Annotated in this window: 19 protein-coding genes and 1 tRNA gene; 9 read left to right on the plus strand and 11 right to left on the minus strand. The window is 60.8% G+C overall.

Going from position 1 to position 23,467, the window contains the following annotated elements; genetic code table 11:
* Positions 1-21 precede the first annotated feature (21 nt).
* From RCH06_RS09985 to RCH06_RS10010, 6 genes are all read left to right on the plus strand, one after another.
* Positions 22-864 carry an AAA family ATPase gene (locus RCH06_RS09985; protein ID WP_327081309.1) on the plus strand — a complete coding sequence of 281 codons (843 nt, stop codon included), beginning with the start codon at positions 22-24 and terminating at the stop codon, positions 862-864.
* Between the two features lie 53 nt (positions 865-917).
* The gene (locus RCH06_RS09990) at positions 918-1,517 is read left to right on the plus strand and encodes a GNAT family N-acetyltransferase (RefSeq protein WP_327081310.1); all 600 of its coding nucleotides are present in this window, start codon (positions 918-920) and stop codon (positions 1,515-1,517) included.
* Between the two features lie 14 nt (positions 1,518-1,531).
* Complete coding sequence (locus tag RCH06_RS09995) at positions 1,532-2,755, plus strand: vWA domain-containing protein (protein ID WP_327081311.1); 1,224 nt, start codon at positions 1,532-1,534, stop codon at positions 2,753-2,755.
* Between the two features lie 21 nt (positions 2,756-2,776).
* Entirely contained in the window at positions 2,777-4,780 is a 2,004-nt protein-coding gene (locus RCH06_RS10000; RefSeq protein ID WP_327081312.1) for an autotransporter assembly complex protein TamA, read from the plus strand.
* On the plus strand, positions 4,780-8,859 hold the full coding sequence (locus tag RCH06_RS10005; protein ID WP_327081313.1) for a translocation/assembly module TamB domain-containing protein: 4,080 nt from the start codon (positions 4,780-4,782) through the stop codon (positions 8,857-8,859). The genes RCH06_RS10000 and RCH06_RS10005 overlap by 1 nt, the downstream gene beginning before the upstream one ends.
* A gap of 74 nt (positions 8,860-8,933) precedes the next feature.
* Positions 8,934-9,008, plus strand: a tRNA-Arg gene (locus RCH06_RS10010).
* Positions 9,009-9,485: 477 nt separating this feature from the next.
* Here the strand turns inward: RCH06_RS10010 and RCH06_RS10015 are convergent.
* The gene (locus RCH06_RS10015; RefSeq protein WP_327081314.1) at positions 9,486-9,734 is read right to left on the minus strand and encodes a hypothetical protein; all 249 of its coding nucleotides are present in this window, start codon (positions 9,732-9,734) and stop codon (positions 9,486-9,488) included.
* A 569-nt stretch (positions 9,735-10,303) separates the two neighbouring features.
* On the opposite strand from RCH06_RS10015, the gene RCH06_RS10020 reads away from it, so the two are divergent.
* Entirely contained in the window at positions 10,304-11,314 is a 1,011-nt protein-coding gene (locus RCH06_RS10020; RefSeq protein ID WP_327081315.1) for a Stealth CR1 domain-containing protein, read from the plus strand.
* Positions 11,315-11,352: 38 nt separating this feature from the next.
* Here the strand turns inward: RCH06_RS10020 and RCH06_RS10025 are convergent, their stop codons facing one another.
* The 4 genes from RCH06_RS10025 to RCH06_RS10040 all read right to left on the minus strand — a co-directional run bounded on the left by RCH06_RS10025 (position 11,353) and on the right by RCH06_RS10040 (position 15,884).
* Complete coding sequence (locus RCH06_RS10025; protein WP_327081316.1) at positions 11,353-12,747, minus strand: MFS transporter; 1,395 nt, start codon at positions 12,745-12,747, stop codon at positions 11,353-11,355.
* Positions 12,748-13,209: 462 nt separating this feature from the next.
* Positions 13,210-13,779 carry a hypothetical protein gene (locus tag RCH06_RS10030; protein WP_327081317.1) on the minus strand — a complete coding sequence of 190 codons (570 nt, stop codon included), beginning with the start codon at positions 13,777-13,779 and terminating at the stop codon, positions 13,210-13,212.
* A 64-nt stretch (positions 13,780-13,843) separates the two neighbouring features.
* On the minus strand, positions 13,844-14,065 hold the full coding sequence (locus RCH06_RS10035; RefSeq protein WP_327081318.1) for a CsbD family protein: 222 nt from the start codon (positions 14,063-14,065) through the stop codon (positions 13,844-13,846).
* 196 nt (positions 14,066-14,261) lie between these two features.
* Entirely contained in the window at positions 14,262-15,884 is a 1,623-nt protein-coding gene (locus RCH06_RS10040) for an ABC transporter permease (RefSeq protein WP_327081319.1), read from the minus strand.
* 112 nt (positions 15,885-15,996) lie between these two features.
* Here RCH06_RS10040 and RCH06_RS10045 point away from each other — a divergent pair, with 112 nt between their 5' ends.
* Positions 15,997-17,064: an ABC transporter ATP-binding protein gene (locus RCH06_RS10045; RefSeq protein WP_327081320.1), complete on the plus strand. Its 1,068-nt coding sequence runs from the start codon at positions 15,997-15,999 to the stop codon at positions 17,062-17,064.
* 117 nt (positions 17,065-17,181) lie between these two features.
* Here the strand turns inward: RCH06_RS10045 and RCH06_RS10050 are convergent, their stop codons facing one another.
* From RCH06_RS10050 to RCH06_RS10075, 6 genes are read right to left on the minus strand one after another with little or no spacing between them, the layout of a single operon-like run.
* Entirely contained in the window at positions 17,182-17,919 is a 738-nt protein-coding gene (locus RCH06_RS10050) for a lysophospholipid acyltransferase family protein (RefSeq protein WP_327081321.1), read from the minus strand.
* 36 nt (positions 17,920-17,955) lie between these two features.
* Entirely contained in the window at positions 17,956-19,251 is a 1,296-nt protein-coding gene (locus RCH06_RS10055) for a dihydroorotase (RefSeq protein WP_327081322.1), read from the minus strand.
* The gene (locus RCH06_RS10060) at positions 19,248-20,210 is read right to left on the minus strand and encodes an aspartate carbamoyltransferase catalytic subunit (protein WP_327081323.1); all 963 of its coding nucleotides are present in this window, start codon (positions 20,208-20,210) and stop codon (positions 19,248-19,250) included. The genes RCH06_RS10055 and RCH06_RS10060 overlap by 4 nt, the downstream gene beginning before the upstream one ends.
* Before the next feature lie 11 nt (positions 20,211-20,221).
* Positions 20,222-20,755: a bifunctional pyr operon transcriptional regulator/uracil phosphoribosyltransferase PyrR gene (gene pyrR, locus RCH06_RS10065; protein ID WP_327081324.1), complete on the minus strand. Its 534-nt coding sequence runs from the start codon at positions 20,753-20,755 to the stop codon at positions 20,222-20,224.
* Positions 20,748-21,218: a Holliday junction resolvase RuvX gene (gene ruvX / locus RCH06_RS10070; RefSeq protein WP_327081325.1), complete on the minus strand. Its 471-nt coding sequence runs from the start codon at positions 21,216-21,218 to the stop codon at positions 20,748-20,750. Before ruvX ends, pyrR begins: the two co-directional genes overlap by 8 nt.
* Positions 21,211-21,801, minus strand: coding sequence for a YqgE/AlgH family protein (locus RCH06_RS10075; protein ID WP_327081326.1), 591 nt, complete (start codon positions 21,799-21,801; stop codon positions 21,211-21,213). Before RCH06_RS10075 ends, ruvX begins: the two co-directional genes overlap by 8 nt.
* A gap of 151 nt (positions 21,802-21,952) precedes the next feature.
* Between RCH06_RS10075 and RCH06_RS10080 the strand changes: the two genes are divergently transcribed.
* Positions 21,953-23,428: a cryptochrome/photolyase family protein gene (locus RCH06_RS10080; RefSeq protein ID WP_327081327.1), complete on the plus strand. Its 1,476-nt coding sequence runs from the start codon at positions 21,953-21,955 to the stop codon at positions 23,426-23,428.
* Positions 23,429-23,467 lie beyond the last annotated feature (39 nt).

A 23,467-nucleotide genomic window follows, 5' to 3' on the forward strand; every position in this document is an offset into this window, starting at 1 on the left:
AATACGTCCATTTCAAAAACCATGAAATTTCAAGGCTCAAAAAACTACGTTGCCACGCCAGACCTGATGCTGGCGGTCAATGCCGCCTCGACCTTGACAAGACCCCTGCTGGTGAAGGGCGAGCCTGGCACCGGCAAAACCATGCTGGCCGAGGAAGTGGCCCAGGCGCTGAACCTTCCGCTGCTGCAGTGGCACATCAAATCGACCACAAAAGCCCAGCAAGGCCTGTATGAATACGATGCGGTGTCGCGTTTGCGGGACTCGCAACTGGGCGATGAAAAGGTCAAGGACATTCACAACTACATCGTCAAGGGCGTGCTGTGGCAGGCGTTTACCGCCGACCAGCCGGTCGCGCTGCTGATTGACGAAATCGACAAGGCCGACATCGAGTTTCCGAACGATTTGCTGCGCGAAATCGACCGGATGGAGTTCTACGTCTACGAGACGCGTGAGCTGATCAAGGCCAAGCATCGGCCGCTGGTGTTCATTACCTCCAACAACGAAAAGGAACTGCCCGACGCTTTTTTGCGCCGCTGCTTTTTCCACTACATCAAGTTCCCTGACGCGGACACCATGAAGCAAATCGTGGACGTGCATTTCCCGACGCTCAAGAAGGAACTGCTGGCCGCCGCCATGAAAACGTTCTACGACGTTCGCAACCTGCCCGGCCTGAAAAAGAAACCCTCTACCAGCGAACTGCTTGACTGGCTCAAGCTGCTGGTGGCCGAAGACATTTCGATTGAAGCGCTGCAAAGCAGTGACCAGAAGGTTGTCGTGCCGCCGCTTCTGGGCGCGCTGCTTAAAAACGAACAAGACGTGACCCTGTTTGAAAAGCTAGTGTTCATGCAGCGCAACAACCGTTAACCGTAAACGCTCCAGCATGAAACCGCCAGTGTTGTGGACAGAAAGCGTATCCGATGCGATTCATTGAACCCGTCACCCTGACAGGACGCCAGTGGGTGATCCTGGAGCCACTGGAAAGCCGGCATGAGGCCGAACTGCTGGAGGCCGCCAGGGACGGCGAGCTCTGGAAGCTCTGGTACACCGCCATTGCCAGCCCGGACGCCGTGATCAGCTACATGCACGACGCCCTGCGCATGCGCGATGACTCGGGTGCCATGCCGTTCGTCGTGCGCCGCAAATCCGACGGAAAAATTGTCGGCTCCACCCGTTTTTTCAACGTTGATGCAAAAAACCGTCGGCTGGAAATTGGCCATACCTGGTACAGCAAAAGCGTCCAGCGAACCGGACTGAACACCGAGGCCAAGCTGCTTTTGCTGAAACACGCCTTTGAAAAGCTGAACTGCATTGCGGTGGAATTTCGCACCCACCGGTTCAATTTCGACAGCCGGACGGCCATTGCGCGGCTCGGTGCCAAGCAAGACGGCGTGCTGCGCAACCACCAGGTCTCGCCCAACGGCACGCTGCGCGACACCGTGGTGTTCAGCATCATTGCCAGCGAGTGGCCCACAGTCAAGGCGCACTTGGCGTATCAACTTGGCAAAGCCCGCGACTGATTGTTAAATAAACCATGCTGATTGATTTTTTCTACACCTTGCGCTCGGCCAAATTGCCGGTTTCCGTCAAGGAATTTTTGATGTTGCTCGAAGCGCTGCAGGCCGGTGTGGTCGGGCCCAACAGCGGCAAGCTCGATGGGCCTGAAGACGAGATCAGCGAAGGCGCCTACAAGATTGACGACTTCTATTACCTCAGCCGCACCATCATGGTGAAAGACGAAAAGCACTACGACAAGTTTGACCGCGCCTTTGCCAGCTATTTCAAGGGCGTGGAGATGGTGGCCGACTTCACCAAGGACATTCCGCTCGAATGGCTGCGCAAGAACCTGGAGCTCGAACTCAGCCCCGAGGACAAGGCCAAGATTGAAAAAATGGGCTGGGACGAGCTCATGGAAACGCTGAAAAAACGTTTTGAAGAACAAAAAGAGCGCCACGAGGGCGGCAGCAAATGGATTGGCACCGGCGGCACCTCGCCCTTCGGCGCTAACGGCTTCAACCCGCAAGGCATTCGCATCGGCCAGGAAAAAAGCCGCAACCGCAGCGCCGTCAAGGTCTGGGACCAGCGCGCCTACAAGGATTACGACGACACGCAGGAACTCGGCACGCGCAACATCAAGGTGGCGCTGCGCCGCCTGCGCAAGTTCGCCCGCCAGGGCAACCAGGAAGAGCTTGACCTGGACGACACCATCCGCTCCACCGCCGCCAACGCCGGCTGGCTCGACATCAAGATGGTGCCCGAGCGCCACAACAACGTCAAAGTGCTGCTGCTGATGGACGTGGGCGGCACCATGGACGACCACATTCACCGCGTAGAAGAAATGTTTTCCGCCGTCAAGGCCGAGTTCAAGCACCTTGAGTTCTATTACTTCCACAACTGCGTGTATGACTTCATGTGGAAGAACAACCGCCGCCGCTTTGCCGAGAAGTTTTCGACCTGGGACATCATCCGCAAGTACAACAAGGACTACAAGCTGATCTTCGTTGGCGACGCCACCATGAGTCCTTACGAGATTTTGCAGGCGGGTGGCAGCGTCGAATACAACAACGAGGAAGCCGGCGCTGAATGGCTGCAACGGCTGACCAACGCCTTTCCCAAGTTCGCCTGGATCAACCCCGAGCCACAGGGCATCTGGCAATACCGCCAGAGCATCAGCGTGATCCAGCAGTTGATGGGCCAGCGCATGTATCCCCTGACTTTGAAAGGGCTTGAAGAAGCCATTCGGCTGCTCTCGAAATAATGTCAACGTAAACTCCGGCCCGTGACCCATTCCAGTACCCACTGCATGCAGACAGCCATTGGCGCCACGCCACTTCCGGCCCGTTTAGCGCTCACCTCATTGGCCCTGACGGCCCTGCTCCTTGGGCCTGCGGCCCAGGCACAAACTGCTGCACCCGTAGCGCCGCCAGCAGATCCTTCGATATCTTCTACTTCCACACCGCCGTCGAGCGTCAAGCAAACCGCGCCCGCGCCTGAACCGCCGCCCGAAAAAGTCGAGCCCGAGGCCACGCCGCAAGGCGCTGTCGGCCCGACCAGCGCAGAGCCCGAAGTGACGGCTTTTGACATATCAGTCCGCGCCCCGTCAGAAATCAAGGAGATGCTTGAAAAGCACCTTGAACTGCAGCGCTACCGCGCCGTCACCGATCTGGACGAGTCCGAGCTGGCGCGCCTGATCGTGCTGGCCGAACGCAATGTCCGCAACCTGGTCGGCACGCTGGGTTATTTCAGCCCTGAGATCCGCATTACGCGCGAAGGCGGGGTCAATGAGCGCCCCGTCATCGTGGTGGCCGTTGAACCCGGTCAAGCCACGCAGATCGGCCCGGTAGCGATTAATTTTTTAGGTGATATTGCCGACTCGCCAGACATTGACGCGATAGCGCAGCGCACTGAAATCGAGCAAGACTGGCGTTTGCCGACTGGCCTGCGCTTCACCCAGGATACCTGGAGCGGCGCAAAAACCCAGGCTTTGCGTCAGCTGGTCGCCCGACGCTACCCGGCCGGCAAACTGGCCGGCAGCCTGGCCGACGTGGATGCCCCGGCGCATACCGCCAGCTTGACCGTGAGCCTGGATTCCGGCCCGCTTTATCGGCTCGGGCCGATGCAGGTCAGCGGCGTGGAACGCTATGACCCGGTGCTGGTGCCCCGTCTGGCACGCCTGAATCAGGGTGATATTTACGATTTGAATGACCTCGTGCAGGCGCAGCAACGGCTGGCGTCCAGCGGCTACTTTGATTCGGCCTATGTCTTTATCAACCCCGATAACGACCCGCAGGCGGTTCCTGTGCAGGTTCAGGTGCGTGAAGCCAAGCTGCAAAAAGTTGTTCTCGGTGTCGGTGTCACCACGGACAATGGCCCACGCGCAACGCTGGAGCATACGCACCACCGGGTGCCCGGCATCGGCTGGCGCGCGACGACCAAGCTTCAGCTGGAGAAAAAATCGCCCTCTGCGCAAACCGATTGGCTCTCCATTCCCGACGAGGCGAACTGGCGCTGGGGCGCGCTGGGCCGCATAGAGCGCATTAATGACAACGAGCTGATCACCCAGGCGCAGCGCCTGCGCTTTGGCCGTTCGCAGGTCGGCGACCAGATTGACCGCAATATTTACGTGCAGTACGACCGCGCCAATGTTCAGGGAACGGGAGTCACCGGCAATTCCGCCGCCACGACCGGCAACGGCTCGGCGCTGACGGCCAATTACATCTGGACTGGCCGCTACTTTGACAGCACGCCTTTCCCGAGCAAGGGCTATGCGCTTGGCTTTGAACTGGGCGGTGGTACCACGCTGGGTCAGGTGCGCCAGCCGTTCACGCGTACGGTGGGCCGCTGGCTCGGCATTTTGCCGCTTGACAACGGCCGGATCGCCATGCGCGCAGAAGGTGGCGCGGTGTTGGGCAAAGACACGGCGCCCATCCCTTCCACACAACTGTTTCGCACCGGTGGCGACAACACGGTGCGCGGCTATGGCTACCGGGACATCGGCATTGCGCTGCCCAATGGGGTGATTGGCCCTGGCCGCTACATGGCGGTTGGCAGCATCGAGTGGCAACGCCCCATCACACTCAAAGGCCGGTCCAACGAATTCGAGCAGACGGTATTTGTCGACGCTGGCGCTGTGGCCGACAAACCGCAAGACCTGAGTCCTTCCTTCGGCATCGGAACCGGCGTGCGCTGGAAAAGCCCGATTGGTCCGCTGCAGATTGATCTGGCTTATGGCCTGAAGGTCAAGCAGGCGCGTCTGCACATCAGCGTAGGCTTTGTCTTTTGATGGCCACACCCAGCAAACCCGCAAACACGAAGGCCAAACGCGCCGCCAAGCCAGCCAGGAGCTGGTTAAAAGCTTCGGCCCGCGTGGCAGGCGGCCTGATCGCCCTGACTGTCGGCGCCACGGGCGCATTGTGGTGGTGGGCTGGTACTGAAGGCTCGCTCGCCACAGGCCTGCAATGGGCCAGCCAGTCACAGCCGCTGAAGTTTGAAAATGCCACCGGTTCCTTGCGCGCAGGCGGCCATGTTGACCAGTTGAACTGGGAGCAAGACGGCCTGAATGCCGATGCGCGCGATGTCACGCTGTCCTGGCAGCCCTGGTCTTTGCTGCACGGCACGCTCAAGCTCAACCGGCTGTCAGCAGCCAGCATTGAGGTCACGGACACGCGTCCACCGTCACCCACGCCAACACTTCCACCTAACGCATTGGGTTTGCCTTTGCAGATAGCGCTGGACGATTTTTTTGTCGGTCAATTTGAATACAAAGGCAAGGCCGCGTTCACGGTTGCCGATATCGCCGGAAACTATGCGTACAACGGCCTGCAGCATCAGTTTGATCTGAAAAGCACGCAGTACGCCAGCGGCCTTTACAGCGGACGGGCGGTGCTGACATCGACCGGGCCGCTCACGCTGCAGGCCACCTTGTCGGGTGCGCTGGCCGTTACTGTGCCCAACAACCCGGAGCCTGTGCCGCTGACCTTCCAGGCGACCGCCAACGGCCCACTGACTGACATGCAGGTCAAGGCAGAGCTGCAGATGACCGCCGCCGCCACAGCGTCTGCAGCCGATGCCAAAAAACCCGCCCTGCAGCCCCACGCCAGCGCCAGCGCCCGCGTCACGCCCTGGGCGGCGCAACCTTTGCCGCAAGCAGAGGCAACCTTTCGTGACCTGGACCTTGCCGCTCTGCTGCCGCAAGCGCCGCAAACCCTGCTGAGCGGCAGCGCCAGCGTTCAGCCGCTCGAAAACGCCAGTCCAACGGCAGCCAGTCCGGCCTGGGCCTTGCAGTTGCAACTGACCAATAGCCTGCCCGGCCCCTGGGATCAGCAACGTTTGCCGGTCGAGCAGTTGGACACGCAAGGCGAATGGCGAGATGGCGCGGCCCTGGTGCGCAGCCTCAAAGCACAACTGGGCGGCGGCGAATTGCTGGCCAGCGGCGAATGGGCGCCCGCACCACCCGCCGCGCCGCCATCCGTATCGCCAGCCACAGCACCTGCCACGGCAGAGCCCACGGCACCTGCACAGGCATGGCAACTGAACGCCACCCTCAAACACATCAACCCGGCCCAGCTGCATACCCAACTGGCTCCCTTGCCACTCGATGGCCGGGCTGAAGTTAATGGCCAGGGCGCCATCACGCGTTTTGATGCCAGCGTCCAGACAGCGCGTGGCGCGGCCAACGCCGTCAAACGGCCTGCGCCCCGAACCCACTCGGGCCAAAACAACTTGCTGGAGCAACTGCGCTTGCGCGATGCCAGCGCCACCGGCAGCTGGAATGCGCAACAGGCAGGAGGCACCTTGACGCTGTCGGCCCTGCAAGTACGCACCAGCGACGCCGAACTCAGCGGTCAGCTTGAGGTGCAGCCCGCCCAAAAAGGCGGCCAGGGCAAGCTGGCCTTGTCAGCACCAGGGCTGGAAGCCAAATTGAATGGCGAAATGCGCCCCACCAGCGGCGCTGGCGAATTGAGCGTGCGCGGCCGCGATGCAGCCCAGGCGCTGCGCTGGCTGCAAAAGCTCCCCGGCATGCCCGCGTCGGTGTTGAGCGCCTCGGCCAGCGGCAGCGCCGAACTGCAAGCCCAATGGAAAGGCGGCTGGCAAGACCCGGCCTTGCAGGCAAAACTCGATGTGCCGTCGCTAGACTGGATTCCAGCCGCATCCAAAGCACCAGCCCCGAAAAAACCTGCAGCCAACACGCCTGCCAAGGCCGTCACCGCCCCCAAAGCTGCAGCAAGCGCCAATCTGCTGAAAGTTCGAGAACTGCAAGCCACGCTGTCGGGCCGACTGACTCAAGCCCAACTGGGCGTGCAAGGCCGGGTCGAAATCGACCAGCGCCGCTATGCCCTGCAAGTGGCCGTCGATGGCGGACGGTTGAAGCCTGCGAATACCAACACGCCCCTTGGCGAATCAGCCTGGAAAGGCTTGGTCAAGCAATTGAGCCTGAGCGTTGAAGACCCGGCACTGGGCAGCGGCGCATGGCGGCTTGCAACGCGTGCCCCGGTTGCCCTGAAGTGGACACCTTCACGCACAGGCGGCGCGTTTGAAAGCGGCTCTGGCGAGGCGCTTTTGACGGCACCCGCAAGCACCGCCTCAAGCACCCCGCCCTCCCAGGCTACGCTGTCATGGCAACCCGTGCGCTGGCGTGCGGGTGAACTGGTGACCGCCGGAAAAATAACGGGGCTGCCGATTGCTTGGGTCGAACTGCTGGCTGGCCCACAGATGAAGGGCGCAGGCCTGGGCGGCACGCTGGTGTTTGAGGGCCAATGGGACGCCGTGCTCAACAACAGCCTCAAAGTCAAGGCCAGCCTGGCGCGCAGCAGCGGCGACATCACCGTAGAAGCCCCAGGCGTGCCTGGCAATGCGACGCGCGTGGCAGCGGGCATCAAGGAGGCCCGCATCTCTCTGGAAACCGCAGGCGACGCGCTGACGCTGGCCTTGCGCTGGAACAGCGAACGCGCCGGCACCGCCGACGGTCAGCTCAAAACACGGCTGGTTCGCGCGCCTGATGGGCAAGGCGTGGGCGGCTGGCTCTGGCCTGCAGACGCGCCCCTCAACGGCCAGCTTCGGGCGCAATTGCCGCGCATCGGCGTCTGGTCGCTGCTGGCGCCGCCCGGCTGGCGGCTGCGCGGCTCGCTCGGGGCCGATGTGACAATCAGCGGAACCCGTGCAGCCCCCAACCTGGCCGGCGACTTGCAGGCCAACGACCTGGCCTTGCGTTCAGTCGTCGATGGCATCGAATTTGGCAATGGCCGCCTGCGCGCCCGGCTGGACGGTACGCGCATGCGCATCAACGAATTCACGCTGCAAGGCGCGGGCGAAAAAGGCACCGGCGGCAGCCTGACAGCGCAGGGCGAAGCCGGCTGGATCAACGGCAAACCGCAGGTTCAGCTCGACGCCAAATTGCAGCAGTTGCGCGCCAGCATCCGCACCGACCGGCAGCTCACTGTTTCGGGTGACGTGCAGGCCAGGCTCCAGGGTGATCAGACCGAACTGACCGGCAAGCTGGTGATTGACAAGGCGCGCATCATCCTGCCCGATGAAGGCACGCCGCAACTGGGCGATGACGTCATCGTGCGCACTGCCAGCGGCGCGGCAGCGGGCAAAAAAGCCCCTGAAAAAACCAGCAATGAAACCGTTGACAAGGCAAACCGGCCTCTCAAGCTGGCGGTAGATATTGACCTGGGGCGCGACTTCCGCATTCAGGGCAAAGGCATTGACACGCGGATTCGCGGCACGCTGGCACTCAGTGGCAATTCACTGAGCGAGCCACGGCTGGTCGGCACGCTCAGAACCTTTGGCGGGCAATACCGCGCCTACGGCCAGCGGCTCGATGTCGAGCAAGGGGTGATCCGCTTTACCGGCGCGATTGACAACCCGACGCTCGATATTCTGGCGATTCGCCCCAACCTCACGCAACGCGTCGGCGTGCAAATTACCGGCACCGCCCTGCTGCCCAGCGTGCGCCTGTATGCGCAGCCTGAACTGCCTGATGCGGAAAAACTGTCTTGGCTGATTGTGGGCCGGCCCTCGGCAGCCGGTGGCGCCGAAGCGGCTCTGCTGCAGCAAGCTGCGCTTGCGCTGCTGGGCAGCAAAGGCGGCGGCATGTCGGGCGGTCTGGCCGCCTCGCTGGGCCTGGACGAGTTGTCGTTCCGGGGTTCATCCAACAATGCCGACGGCACGGCCACTGGCGGTGCCATTACCCTGGGAAAACGGTTTTCGCGCAATTTTTATGCAGCCTATGAACGCAGTATTTCTGGCGCATTGGGAACGTTGTTTGTTTTCTATGACCTGTCGCAGCGCTTCACGCTGCGTGCCCAGGCGGGCGAGCAAAGCGCAATAGACCTGATTTTTACCGTGCCCTACGACTGAGCCTGAAAGCGCCCGCCTTCAACAACCCGCGTTCAGCGCATACAATTCCGGTTCTTCGCAACCTGCCAAGACGTGTCGCCATAGTTCAACGGATAGAACGAGTGCCTCCTAAGTGCTAGATACAGGTTCGATTCCTGTTGGCGACACCACATTTCAAGCCGCTTACGTCCAAAGACGTGCGGCTTTTTTCTTTTCTCCTCTGGAAACTCTTAAAAAGCTAAACCCTGTCGTTCTTTAACGTCCGGTAAAGTGCGACACGTTCCGGGGGTAACTGGGGGCACATTTGGGGGCATATTTTCAGGAGTTGGGGGCACATTCTCACATTGATGAGAAAAAAGAGGGGGGCCACAACACAACCCCCTATGCACCCCGTGCAACAGCGCGGCGGCGGGGGCCGGGCGCGTGGCTTGCCGGTCGTCAGACACAACACCGCCCGCAACCATTAATTAACCGGCTTTTAGTAAACCAAATTAACCTGGTAAACCTGCTTTTAAAACCCTGCCAGCAAGGAAAGCGCGGGGGTCGAATTACCCTCACGGCCCGACGCCCCAGGAGAACCTATAGGGGGGCCATACCGCACGTGGTGCATGTTCATCGTCAGTGTCTCACGCGGCGTACACCATCGATCAGCACCGGGGAACCGAACCGAACCGAACCGCCACCCCAACCAGCACCAGCACCAGCACCAGCACCAGCACCAGCACCAGATCAGCCAAGCACCGGCACCGGCACCGGCACCGGCACCGGCCACCAGCACGGCACGGCACGGCACGGCACGACACCGGCACCAGATCAGCCAGCCAGGCACGGCACCGGCTCACGGCTTGAGGTCTGGCGCTCAGGCTGGCCCACCTGATCAAATCAGGTCGTGTCATACCCCCTCAAAACCCGCGCAGTTCATCGCTACAGCGGGGTTTTTGTTGCCTCAAGCGCATTTCGCCGAACACCAGAGCGTGTTTTAAATCAGCTTGGCGCAAGCCACGAACGCGGCCGCGCCAGCAGTCATCCAGGCGAGGTTTTCGGGATGGGCAGACCTTGCGGTGAAGTGGCGGTAAAGCTCTCTGGTCAAGCCAACGGCAACCGGCGCAAGGGCGGCTGCGATGAGGTCGAACGGTAAGCCTATGAATGCGCAAACCTGTCGTCTGCGGCAACATCGCGCAATAGGGGCGCTTTTAAAACGCACCTTGTTTTCAGCACGGACGAATTAAAGCCCAGCCTGCCAGAGGGCTGCCGGTTAATACAGGTTTCGTTTTTTAACCAATAATGCTATTTTTTTAATAGCTGCTTGCGCAGGTGCAGCAAGCACAATGGCCACTTATGACCCATAAAATCAGTTTTCTGGCACGGCGGATCTCTAAATGAGTCTGTACCAGCTGATGTCTCAAGCTGGCGACGTAATTCGTGCTGGCGGCATGGCGGTGATGCGTAGTAAAGGTAACAAGCATTGAAGACTTCAGCCCCGCGTCGGCAGAAAAATGCCGCGCAGATCGACATTGTTTATTTATGGGTCAATGGCGCTGATCCGGTCTGGCTGAACAAGCGCCAGCGCGCCTATGCTGCCTGGGCACAAAAAAACCCGCAGCAGCTTGCCGTGTTCGGCAATGTGGCGGGGCGTTACCGCGACAACTCCGAGCTGCTCTTCAGCCTGCGGGCGCTGGAGCTGTTTTTCCCTGACCACGGCCATGTTTACCTTGTCACCGACGGGCAAAAGCCGGCCTGGCTGCGGCCTTCCAGCGGGTTGACGGTGGTGGATCACCGCAGTCTGCTGGCGCCCGGCAGCGCGCCAGTGTTCGACTCCGGGCACATCGAGTCCTGTCTGCACCATATTCCGGGGCTGTCAGAGCGTTTTTTCTACTTGAATGACGATGTTTTTTTCGGCCAGAAAGTTGATCCTGAATGGTGGTTTGGCGAGCGCCTGAAAGTATTCATGGAGCCTTCATCGACCCGGCACCCCGACACGCTGACCCCGCAGGCAACGGCGCTGGTCAACGCGTCCATTCAGTCGGGGCAATGGCTGGCGCAACGCTTTCCTGGCTATCGCCATAGGGCACAGGTGTATTCGCACGCGCCGCGCGCCATGCGCAAAAGTTTGATGCATGAACTCGAACGCCTCGCGCCCGACTGGTTTGCGCAGGTGCGCTCGACCGTTTTTCGCTCCTGGCGCATTCCGCCCATCATTTCAGATCTGGCGCCGCGCTGGATGGTGCAGGCGGGTTATGCCGAGCAACAGGTACTCAACCCGCTGTTCATCAGCACCGGCGCGCCGCAGGCGGCGCAGCAATTTGACACGCTGCTGGCGCACTTTGGACAGCTGCCCTTCTTTTGCATCAACGACACCTGCGACGAAGCAGACGAGGACGACCCGCGCCTGCTACGCATTGCGCATACGCTGCAAAAGCTTTTACCCCAGCCCTCGTCATTTGAATATGTCGATGAAGCCTGCGTCGCTGCCTGAAGGCAAAGCCGGTTGCACGCTTTGGCCCGTCGGAAGGTTCAGGAATTTCTGATGCGCAGCGCGCTGCACAAGCCCGCCACGGCCGCAAAACCGGCGGCCAGCCACAGCGCAAACAGCGGCCCCTGCCCGCCGTTCGGCGCCAGAAAACTGAAAATAATCGCCAGCAACACCGCCCCCAGCGTCTGCCCGGTCAGCCGCGCCGTTCCCAGCATGCCGCTGGCGCCACCACTGCGGTGCGGGGGCGCGGAGGTGATGATGATGTGGTTGTTGGGTGACTGAAACAGCGCAAAACCCAAGCCGCACACCACCATGCGCCACACGATGTCGGCATTGGAGGGCTGCGCAGGCAGCAAAGCCAGCGCCACCAGCCCCAGCGACAGCAGGCCCAGCCCGATGCCGCCCAGCAACCCGCCCGGATAGCGGCCAATCAGCCGGCCCACCAGTGGCGCCATGACCACAATGCTCAGCGGCCACGCCGTCAACAGCAAACCAGCAGTCAGATGGCTCATGCCATAGCTGCCCAGCAATAAAAAAGGCAACCCGACAAAAGCCAGCGTCTGGGCACAAAACGCACCCACCGACGTTCCCATAGACAGCGCAAATACCGGAATACGCAACAGATCCAGCGGGAACAGCGGCACCGGCTCGGACAGCTGACGCCGGACATACACCACGCCCACAACCAGCCCCGCGACCAGTTCGGAAAGCGCCAGCCACAGCGGCGTTGCCGTACTGCTGCCCGCACCGGCATCGCCGCGCGCACCCAGCCCGTCAATGCCCAGAAAAACCAGCCCGAACATCAACCCGTTCAGCACCACGTCCAGCGGCGAAAAGCGCGCCCCTGCGGCTTTGGCGTGATTAACCGGCAAAGCCTTGCGGCCCAGCCAGAGGCTCAGCAAGGCCAACGGAACGTTAATGGCAAACAGCCAAGGCCACGAGCCTACCGACAAAATGCCCGCCGCCAGCGAAGGCCCGGCGACCGAAGCCGTCGCCACCACCATCGAATTGATGGCAATACCGCGTCCCAGCATTCGCGCCGGATAAATCAGCCGCACCAGCGCTGCATTCACGCTCATGAGGCCCGCCGCGCCGATGCCCTGCAGCACGCGGGCGAGCGCCAGCATGGGCAGTGATTCGGCCATCGAACAGGCCACCGAGCCTACGGCAAACACCGCCATGCCCACCAGATAAACCCGCCGATAGCCGACGATGTCGCCCAGCGTGGCCAGCGGCAACAGCAAGGCCAGCGTGGCAATCTGGTAGGCGTTGATGACCCAGATGGACTGGGCGGCAGAGGCATTCAGTGCGCGCGTGATGTCGGGCAAGGCCAGGTTGACGATGGTGCCGTCAAGCACCGCCATGACGATGCCCAGAACAATCACCACCAACGCGCGCAGGCGTTCGCGTGTGGGCAAGCCATCCTGAGCAATCATGCGAACCTTTGAAAAAAACGGGGTGAAGTCAGCGGCGCTGCTGCGGCGCCAGCGCCAGCCAGGGCGCAGAAACGCCGTTGAGTTTAAAACGCCGCCAGAAATTTTTCAGCCAGCGCGGCGAGCTGACAGGCAAGCCTCTGGCGTGTGCAAATCCGATTTTTCAAAATAGAACGGCCTACCCGCCGACGGCAAAGGTTTTGGAGCGTCTGCAATGGCATTGAGCAGCTAAATTCAAGAAGAACAGGCCTGTTGCGCACAGCAGACGGGCGCTGACAGCTATTAAAAACGTAGTGAGTGCATAAAAAAATCCCGCGCTGTTTACACAGTCGCGAGATTTTTTTGAGGCTTTTGCCTAGGGGAGATTTGACATGAAAAAGCGTCATTCAACGCGGGTTATGTCAGTTTTGCCCTCAGGCCTGCACCTTGCCGGATTGGCTTAAACCGCCAATCCGGCTACAAAAATTACATGCCGAACTTGGCTTTGGCGTCGTTCTGGCAAGTGTCCTTGGCGGCACCGGCCAGGCTGTCGCAGCGTTCTTTGGCGGCTTTGTAATTGGCTTCACGCTTTTCAGCATTGGCGTCTTTTTTCACATCCGCCATTTTTTCAGCTTTGTTGTTGCTGGTTTCCATAGCCGCCTTTGCTACTTTGGCGTTTTCCTTGGCGGTGACATGGGCAGCCTTGGCGTCCTTGACACAAACATCCTTGGCATTGCCAGCCAGGTCATCGCACTTTTCCTTGGCCGTGTCATAAGCGGCATCGGCCTTCGTCATGGCGACATCGCGTGTGTGTTTGGCACTGGGCTTGTACTGGGCTTCCATTTCGGCCTTGGCAATTTTTTCAGCGCCCTTGGCTTCGGACATACAGATGTCCTTGGCGTTGTCTTTCAGGGTGCCGCACTTGTCTTTGTTGACTTTGTAGTCAGCGCTGATCTGGTCTTTGTGGGTCTTGTATTCGGCCTTGGTCATGGCCATGGCGCTGCCGGCAAACATACAGGACATGGCGACGGTCAGCATGAGGAGTCTGGTTTTCATGGGGAATCCTTGGGTAATTGATGGGTCAGTTGCAAAAAGGTTTTTTCGCCGCTGCGAGCCAGGCTCAGTAGCGCTCGAAGAAATTGGTCGGGTTGCTTTGATGCCAGGTGGTAACTTGCTTTTCAGCTTCTTCCAGCGTCACGCCGTGGCGTTCCTGAATCTTGCCCAGCAGCTGGTCACGCTTGCCGGCAATGACATCCAGATCGTCATCGGTCAGCTGACCCCATTGCTCTTTCACTTTTCCCTTGAATTGAAGCCAGTTACCTTCTACGCGATCTTGGTTCATGTTCTCTCCTCAAAATTATTGAAATCTGCTTGAATTTGGCAAAGGCGTCCTGTCGAAGGAAACTCTGTTTGCAGATGACAAATACTAGCGAAGACGCCAGAACTCAAAGGTAGGTTTGCGGGTTTTCAATGCGTAGTCTCATGCCTACAGCTGAGCCGAAAAGCATCGGCAAAGCCCTTCAGAACAGGCCGGCGGGTTATCTGGAACGAAGCGTGCGACTCAGCAAAGCCACTGGAAGCAGCCCGACCAGCACCAGCGCCAAGGCCGGCAATGCCGCTTCGCCAAGCCGCTCGTCGCGCGCCAGCTGGTACGTGACCACGGCCAGCGTGTCGCTGTTGAAGGGGCGCAACACCAGCGTGGCCGGCAACTCCTTCATCACATCGACAAACACCAGCAAACCCGCCACCGCCACCGAGCGCTTGAGCAGCGGCCAATGCACACGTGCCAACAGGCCTGCGCCGGTGGTGCCGAGCATGCGCGCACTGTCGTCAAAACTGGCCGGAATGCGTGAATAGCCGCTCTGGATGCTTTGCAGCGCCACGGCACTGAAGCGCACCAGATAGGCCCAGACCACGCCAAGCACCGTGGCGGTAATCCAGTAACCGGCGCCGGTCTGCGGCGCGGCGGCCTGCAGCCAGCCAACGGGAAGCAGCAGGCCGACCACAATCACCGCTCCCGGAACGGCATAGCCCAGGCTGGCCAGTTGCACGGCGCCCCGGGTCAGCACATCCGGCTGGCGCCGTACCGCAAACGCCAGCGCCAGCGCCAGTGCGGTCGCCAGCACGGCGCTCAAACCGGCCAGCCACAGGCTGTTGAGCGTCCAGTTGACGAACTGGTCCCACAGCAGGTTGTCCCAGCCCAGCGACAGAGGCCGCAACATGAACAGCACCGGTAACACAAAGCCAAACGCAATCGGTGCAGCGCAAATTACCCAGGCCAGCGCCGCCCGCGCGCCGCGCAGTTGCACCGGCGCGGCATCGGCAGCGCCTGCGCGCGCGCCCCGGCCGGCGGCAAAACGCATGCGCTTTTGGGCGCTGTGCTCAATGCGCAGCAGCACCGCGACAAAGACCAGCAGCACGGTGGCCAGCTGCGCGGCCGCCATGCGGTTGTCCATCGACAACCAGGCCTTGTAAATTCCGGCGGTGAAGGTCTGGATGCCAAAGTAGCTGGACACGCCAAAATCAGCCAGTGTTTCCATTAGCGCCAGCGCCACACCGGCGGCCACGGCCGGACGCGCCAGCGGCAAGGCGACCTGGCGAATGCGACGGGACAGCGGCGCGCCCAGCAATCTGGCCGCCTCCATCAGATGCACGGCGCGCTCCGACAAGGCGGTGCGCGCCAGCAGATACACATACGGGTAAAGCGCCACCGTGAACACCAGCACCGCGCCACCCAGGCTGCGCACCTCGGGCAGCAAACGCCCCTGCAATCCGAAAGCCGAGCGCAGCCCGCTTTGCAGCGGGCCGCCGTACTGCAGAAAGTCGGTGTAGGCATAGGCCAGCACATAAGCCGGCATGGCCAGCGGCAGCAGCAAGGCCCATTCAAAAATGCGGCGTCCCGGAAACTCAAACAGCGTGACGGCGCTGGCCGTGGCCATGCCGATGGTGGCCACGCCCACGCCGACCAGCAGGCATAGCAATAACGATGTCCAGGTGTAGTCGGGCAGCACCGTCTGCAGCATCTGGCTCAGGATGGAGCGCGCTTCGCTGTCAAATTCCAGCCAGGACAGCACCACCGCCAACACCGGCAATGTCAAAAAAAAGACCAGCACCACCAGCAAAGCGGAGGGAAGAAAGCGGAAAAAGAATGCGCGGCGCATGGAGACCCGAAAAAAAGGCGGGCACCGGCAGGGGCCGTGCCCTACCCGCTTGCGCCGTAATGTATGCAGTGAGTTACTGCAAATGAGAATTGTAAGCATCTACAATAAACCGATGTTTCTGGAAGTCTCTCAACTCGGGGTGCATTACGCAGGAAGCGCCCATGCGTCCGTCGATGGCGTGTCGTTCAACCTGCAGGCGGGCGAAATTGGCGTGCTGATTGGCCCGTCGGGTTGCGGCAAGACCACATTGCTGCGCGCCGTGGCCGGCCTGGAGCGCGCCCACGCAGGCACGATCCGGCTGGCCGAACACCTCGTCAGCAGTCCGCAAACCCATGTTCCCGCCGAGTCGCGCCAGATTGGCATGGTTTTTCAGGACTACGCCCTGTTTCCGCACCTGAACGTGGCCAAGAATGTGGCTTTCGGCCTGATGCATTTGAAAGCCGACGCCCGCGAGCAGCGTGTCAACCAGGTGCTTGAGTTGGTCGGCATGGGCACGGCGCACAAACGGTTTCCGCACGAACTGTCAGGCGGGCAGCAGCAGCGCGTGGCGCTGGCGCGGGCGCTGGCACCGGGGCCGCGCCTGTTGCTGCTCGACGAGCCGTTTTCCAATCTGGATGTTGATTTGCGCGAACGGCTGGCGCATGAGGTGCGCGCCATCCTGAAGGCCGCTGGCGCCACGGCCTTGTTCGTGACCCACGATCAGCTCGAAGCCTTTGCCATTGGCGACCGCATCGGCGTAATGCACGAAGGCCATTTGCACCAGTGGGAAGACGCTTATGCGCTGTACCACCGGCCAGCCACACGTTTTGTGGCTGACTTCATTGGCCACGGTGTCTTTGTTCCCGCCACGCTCATGCACCAGGAAAGCGGTGTGGTGGCGCGCACGCCGCTGGGCGACCTGACCGGACTCGATGAATGCCCGCTGCCGTCCAGCTATCCGGGCGGCGAATGTGACGTGCTGCTGCGTGCAGACGATATCGTGCATGACGACGCATCGCCCGTAAAAGCCAAAATTACGCGCAAGGCGTTTCGCGGTTCGGAGTTTCTCTACACACTGCAACTGGCCAGCGGCGAAACGGTGCTGGCCCACGTTCCCAGCCACCACAACCATGCCGTCGGCGAATGGGTCGGCATTCGGGCAGAGATGGATCATGTGGTGACCTTCGTGCGCGAAGTTTGAGTCAAATCCGCATCAAAAGCACCGCTGGCGCATGCTGGACAAGCGCTTGAAGCTATTTATTTGATAGCACCGTCGGTGCGCTATTCAAGGGCTAAGCCAGCGCCGCTGCAAAGCAGCTCAGCGCTGACGCAAACCATCCACTGTATGGCGCAGGTGTGCGTTCCAGACACGGCGGTCACGGCCTTCGGCCCGCTCGGGCTCGCCGTAATGCACCACCGCCACGATGGCGGGCGCGCAAAGGGTGCGCCAGATTGAGCCAATCAACGTTTCGTCGCCAATATAGCTGGGCGCATAGCTGGCCTCGCCGCTGGCCTTGTCCACAAAACGCAGGCCGACGGGCTGCACCGGCGCGTTGGCTGCCACAGCCGCCTGCAGCAAATTGGCATGAAACGCCAGCAGCGTGCGACCGTCACCGGTCGTGCCTTCGGGAAACACCGCCAGCACTTCATTGGCTTGCAGCGCATCCCGCATCAGGTGCACCATGCGCAAGGCGTCGCGCCGGGAGCTGCGTTCGATATACAGCGTGCCTGCGGCCGTGGCCAGCGTGCCAATCAGCGGCCAGTCCTGCACGTCGGATTTGGAGACAAAACGGCAGTGGCGCGCCGCATGCAGCACGGGAATATCGAGCCAGGAAATATGGTTGGACACCAGCAGCACCGGCCCGGTGATGGGCGGCTGGCCGCGAATTTCCAGTGCAATGCCGGCATGGCCGAGAAACGACAGCGCCCAGGCCTGGACTTGCGCGCTTTGCTGCGACGGCTGCAATCGCGGCAGGCGCACGGCGGCAATCCACAAACCCCACAGAATGTGACCGAGTATGCGCAGCATGCGCCAGCCGCCGGTTAATTGACGCATGAAAGTTGACGCATGAAAGCGTTTGCCAGCAAACCCTCAGGCGCGCTCGAACGCGACTTGCCCGCCGACCAGGGTGTAGCGCACGCAGCCCGGCAGCTGGTAGCCCGAAAACGGCGTGTGCTTGCCCTGACTGCGCAGCGTTGCGGGCGTCACCGTCCATTCACTGCTTGGGTCGAACACGCAGATATCGGCAACGCCGCCCTTGGCTAGACGGCCCGCGCTGGCCTGGAGCGTTCCCAGCGCATGGCCCAGCACGCGCGCCGGCTCGCTGGTCAATACCGCCAGCGCCCGCATTAAACCCGCGTCGCTGTCATGTCTCCATTTGCAGGCCAGGCTCAGCAGCAACTCAAGTCCGGTGGCACCGGGTTCGGCCTCGGCGAAAGGCAGGGTTTTGGCATCTTCATGAACGGGCGTGTGGTCTGACACCAAGGCATCAATCGTGCCGTCGGCCAGGCCCTGGCGCAATGCATCGCGGTCGCGCTGCTGGCGCAGCGGGGGATTCAGGCGCATCCGGCTGTCAAAGTAGCCAATGTCCACATCGGTCAGGTGCAGGCTGTTGATGCTGACATCACAGGTCACCTTCAAGCCCTCGGCCTTGGCCTGGGCCACCAGCGCCACACCGGCGGCACTGCTGATCCGGCACAAATGGACGCGGGCGCCGGTAGCGCGCATCAGCTCAAAAATCGTATGCAGAGCAATGGTTTCAGCCGCCACCGGCACGCCGCTCAGGCCCAGGCGTGTCGCCAGCGCGCCGCTGGCAGCCACGCCTTTGCCGAGGTGAATTTCCTGCGGCCGCAGCCAGACGCTGTAGCCAAACGTGGTCGCGTATTGCAGCGCGCGCATCAGCACCTGCGTATTGGCCAGCGGCACCTCAGCCTGGCTAAACGCCACGCAACCGGACTCGGTCAGCTCGACCATTTCGGTCAGCGCTTCACCCTTGAGCGCGCGCGTCAGAGCCCCTAAGGGAAAAACGCGCGACTGGTGCAGCTTTTCGGCACGGAACTTGAGCATTTCCACCAGGCCGGGCTCGTCGAGCACCGGATCGGTATCGGGCGGACAGACCAGGCTGGTCACGCCGCCCGCCACTGCAGCGGCCAGTTCGCTCTCCAGCATGCGTTCATGTTCATGGCCAGGCTCGCCCAGCCGCACTGACAGATCAATCAGGCCCGGCGCCACGATGCAGCCGGTCGCGTCGATGGTTTTGTTGGGCATGAAATCAGTCAGCGCGCCGTTGAGCGAGACGATGCGACCCGCCGCAATCGCCAAGTCACCGACCTGGTCAAAGCCGGTGGCCGGGTCAATGACACGACCGTTTTTAATCAATAACTTCATGATTCGTTTCCTGCAACGATACCCATCACGGCCATGCGCACCGCGATGCCAAAAGTGACCTGCGGCAAGATGACGCTCTGTGCGCCATCGACCACAGCCGAATCGATTTCCACCCCCCGGTTGATCGGGCCGGGATGCATCACGATGGCATCGGGCCTGGCGAGTTGCAGCTTTTCGGTCGTCAGGCCAAAACTCTTGGAGAACTCCTGGCTGCTGGGCAGCAGCGCGCCGGTCATACGCTCGTTTTGCAACCTGAGCATGATGATCACGTCGGCGTCCTTGATGCCTTCTTCGAGCGTATTGCAGACACGCACACCCATCTGCGCCATGTCAGACGGCACCAAAGTTTTGGGGCCGACGACCCTCACTTCCGGGCAACCCAGCGTGGTCAACGCATGAATGTCGGAACGGGCCACGCGCGAATGCAGCACATCGCCGACGATGGCAACGGTCAGGTTGCTGAAGTCTTTTTTGTAATGGCGAATGGTGTACATGTCGAGCAGCCCCTGCGTCGGGTGCGCATGGCGGCCATCGCCGGCATTGACGACGTGGACATGCGGCGCAACATGCTGGGCGATCAGGTAGGGCGCGCCTGATTCGCTGTGCCGCACCACGAAAATATCGGCGGCCATCGCGCTCAGGTTGGCGATGGTATCTAACAGCGACTCACCCTTGGACGCCGATGAACGCGCGATGTCCAGATTGATGACATCGGCTGACAGCCGCGTGGCGGCAATGTCAAAAGTGGTGCGGGTGCGCGTCGAGTTTTCAAAAAACAGGTTGAACACGCTCTTGCCGCGCAGCAACGGGACTTTTTTGACCTCGCGGTTGCTGACTGACACGAAATTGTCCGCAGTGTCCAGGATTTGCGTCAGGATGGCTTTGGACAGGCCTTCGGTGGACAGCAGATGGATCAGCTCGCCGTTTTTATTGAGTTGTGGGTTTCGTCGGTACAACACGCTGTAGGTTCCTATTGCTGTTTGGAGTCAAGCTGGCTGGCCAGGTCTTGCAGCCGAAAGCTGAAAAGGCCATCGTCGTTGCGGGCCAGCTCCAGCGCCTGCGATGCAGGCAAAACCACGCGGGCCACGGCCAAGTCGGCCTGCACCGGCAGCTCGCGCCCGCCGCGATCGACCAGCACCATCAGCCTGACGCTGGCGGGCCGGCCATAGTCGAACAGTTCATTGAGCACCGCGCGTATCGTGCGTCCGGTGTAAAGCACGTCGTCCACCACGATCAAATGCGCGCCATTGACATCAAAAGGCAGCACGGTCTGGCCGCTGGACGACAGCCCGCGTTGCGAAAAATCGTCGCGGTGCATGGAAGACGACAAAATGCCGAATTCCTCCGTCAGCCCCAGGTCTTTTTGCAGGCGTTGCACCAGCCATGCACCGCCCGAAGCCACACCCACCAGGCGGGGCGCTGGCGCATCCGCAGCGAATTGCAGCCGCATGCCGCGCAGCAATTCGGCGTACAGCGCCTCGGCGTCAAGAACCAGACTACTCATGGGGAAGACTCCTTAAAAATTGTTCCAGGATGATGCAGGCCGATGCAGCGTCCGCATCTTTGGCACCGCTGGCCAGGGCTTCGGTGGTGCTGTAGCGCTCATCGACTTCAAACACCAGCAAGCCAAACCGACCCCGCAACTGGCGGGCAAATTTTTGCGCACGCACGGTGTTTTCATGACTGGCACCGTCAGGATGAAAGGGAACGCCGACCACCAGCGCATCGGGCTGCCATTCCTTGATGCGGGCCTGAATAAGTGGGAAACGGGCTGTGCCTTCGGCGGCAATGGTATTTTGCGGCGTGGCGGTGCGCGTCAAGCTATTGCCCGAAGCCACGCCGGTACGCTTCAAGCCAAAATCAAAAGCCAGAAAGGTCTGCAAACCCGCAGCAGGATGCGGCGTAGCAGACAGGCTCTTTTCAGGCTGGGAATCCTCCGTGGGTGCCGGGCCTTTTGGCTCAACCATGACCGGCTACAGGAGAAATCATCCAGCTTTCAAGGCCCAGCAGCATCAGCGCCTTGTCGTAGCGCTCTTCGACCGGCGTGTCAAAAATCACGTCCAGATCAGCCGCCACCGTGAGCCAGCTGTTGTCGAGCAATTCGGATTCGAGCTGGCCTTCGCCCCAAGCCGAATAACCCAGCGATACAAACACCTTGCGCGGACCAGCCCCGGTTGACAGGGCTTCGAGCACATCCTTGGAGGTGGTCATTTCCAGACCGCCTGGAATCGACATGGTCGAGGCATAGACCGACTCGTTGCCCGGCATCATGGATTCGTGCAGCACAAAACCGCGCTCGGTCTGCACCGGGCCGCCCTGGAACACCGGGGCCTGCGTGAGGTCTTCGCGGCGCAAGGGCAGCTCGACCTTGTCGAAAAGTCCCTGGACGCTGATGTCGCTGGGCTTGTTGATGATGAGTCCCAAAGCGCCCCGTTCACTGTGCTCGCACATATAAATCACGCTTTTGGAAAAGGCTTCATCCTCCAGCCCAGGCATGGCAATAAGGAAGTGGTGCGTGAAGTTGATTGGGGATGAAGGTTCCGTAGACATCACCCGATTTTACGCGTTGCCGCACAGCCAGCGTACCGTGCTGCAGAAGGCCCCAAGGGGCAAAATCAGCTTGATCGGGTTTGCCGAATATTTACCGGGCGCGCCTTTCACGCTACCCTTGCGCCAACAATTTATCAAGACCCTTCAAGACATGCTCAAAAAATACCAGACCGGCCTGATGTGGTTCAGGCGGGACTTGCGCGCCCAGGACAATGCCGCGCTTTACCACGCCCTCAAGTCGTGCCAACAGGTGTTTTGCGCCTTCGTTTTTGACCGGGATATTCTCAATGGACTGCCAAAATCCGACCGCCGCGTTGCGTTCATCCGCGAATCATTAACAGACTTGAACGCGCAGTTAACGCAGCTTGGCCTGCAGCATCTCGACTTGCCAGCGGGCCTGCTGGTGCGCCATGACACGGCCCAAAATGCCCTGCCCGATCTGGCAGCCCGGCTTTCGGTTGATGCGGTATTCATCAACCACGACGACGAACCCGACAGCCTGGCGCGCGACGCTGAAGTGCAAGCCTTGCTGGAAGTCCGGGGTGTGGCTTTTCACAGCTTCAAGGACCATGTCATTTTTGAACGCAACGAGGTGCTGACGCTGGCAGGCAAGCCTTACACGGTCTACACGCCTTACAAGAATGCGTGGCTGAAAAAAGTCGACGCCTTTTATCTCAAGCCCTACCCGGTTGAAAATTACGCGGCGGCATTGGCGGCCAGACCAGCGGATGAGCCTGGCGATATGCCTTCGCTGGCCGAACTGGGTTTTGAGTCCACCCATCTGTCAGCGCTCAAAATCCCCGCGGGCAGCCAGGGTGGCGATGCGCTTTTTGACGATTTCCTGGCACGCATGGTGAATTACAGGGAAACCCGCGATTTCCCCGCCGTCAAGGGCCCGAGCTATCTGGGCGTGCATTTGCGCTTTGGCACGGTCTCAATCAGGAAGCTGGCCGCAATTGCGCTGGAGCAGCAGAAAATGGGCAGCGAAGGGGCGGCGACCTGGCTTAACGAGCTGATCTGGCGGGATTTTTATGCGCAAATCCTGAGCAACTTCCCGCACGTTGCCGGCAGCGCCTTCAAGCCCGAATACGACGCAATTGCGTGGGTGCAAGGCGATTCGGCCCAAGCACTTTTCCAGGCTTGGTGCGATGGCCAGACAGGTTATCCACTGGTCGATGCAGCGATGGCCCAAATCAACCAGACCGGCTACATGCACAACCGTCTGCGCATGGTCACCGCCAGTTTTCTGGTGAAAGACCTGGGTATCGACTGGCGCTGGGGCGAACGCTATTTCGCCGAAAAGCTCAATGATTTTGACCTGGCATCCAACAACGGCGGCTGGCAGTGGGCGGCCAGTTCGGGCTGCGATGCACAGCCGTACTTTCGTATTTTCAATCCGGTGAGCCAGAGCGAAAAATTCGACCCTCAAGGCAAGTTCATCCGCAAATACCTGCCTGTGCTGGAAAAGCTGTCAGGCGCCGCACTGCACAGCCCCTGGCTGGCCAGCCCGATCGAGCTTGCTGCCGCTGATGTGACGCTGGGCCAGAATTACCCCCTGCCTGTTGTCCAGCACGCCGAAGCGCGTGCGCTGACATTGCAGCGCTACGCGGTGGTCAAAAAGCCTTAACTTTTATTTGCTACCTTTTAAATAGCAGGTTGCGCACGT

This window comes from Polaromonas sp. CG_9.5, from assembly GCF_035984465.1.
GTDB lineage: Bacteria > Pseudomonadota > Gammaproteobacteria > Burkholderiales > Burkholderiaceae_C > Polaromonas.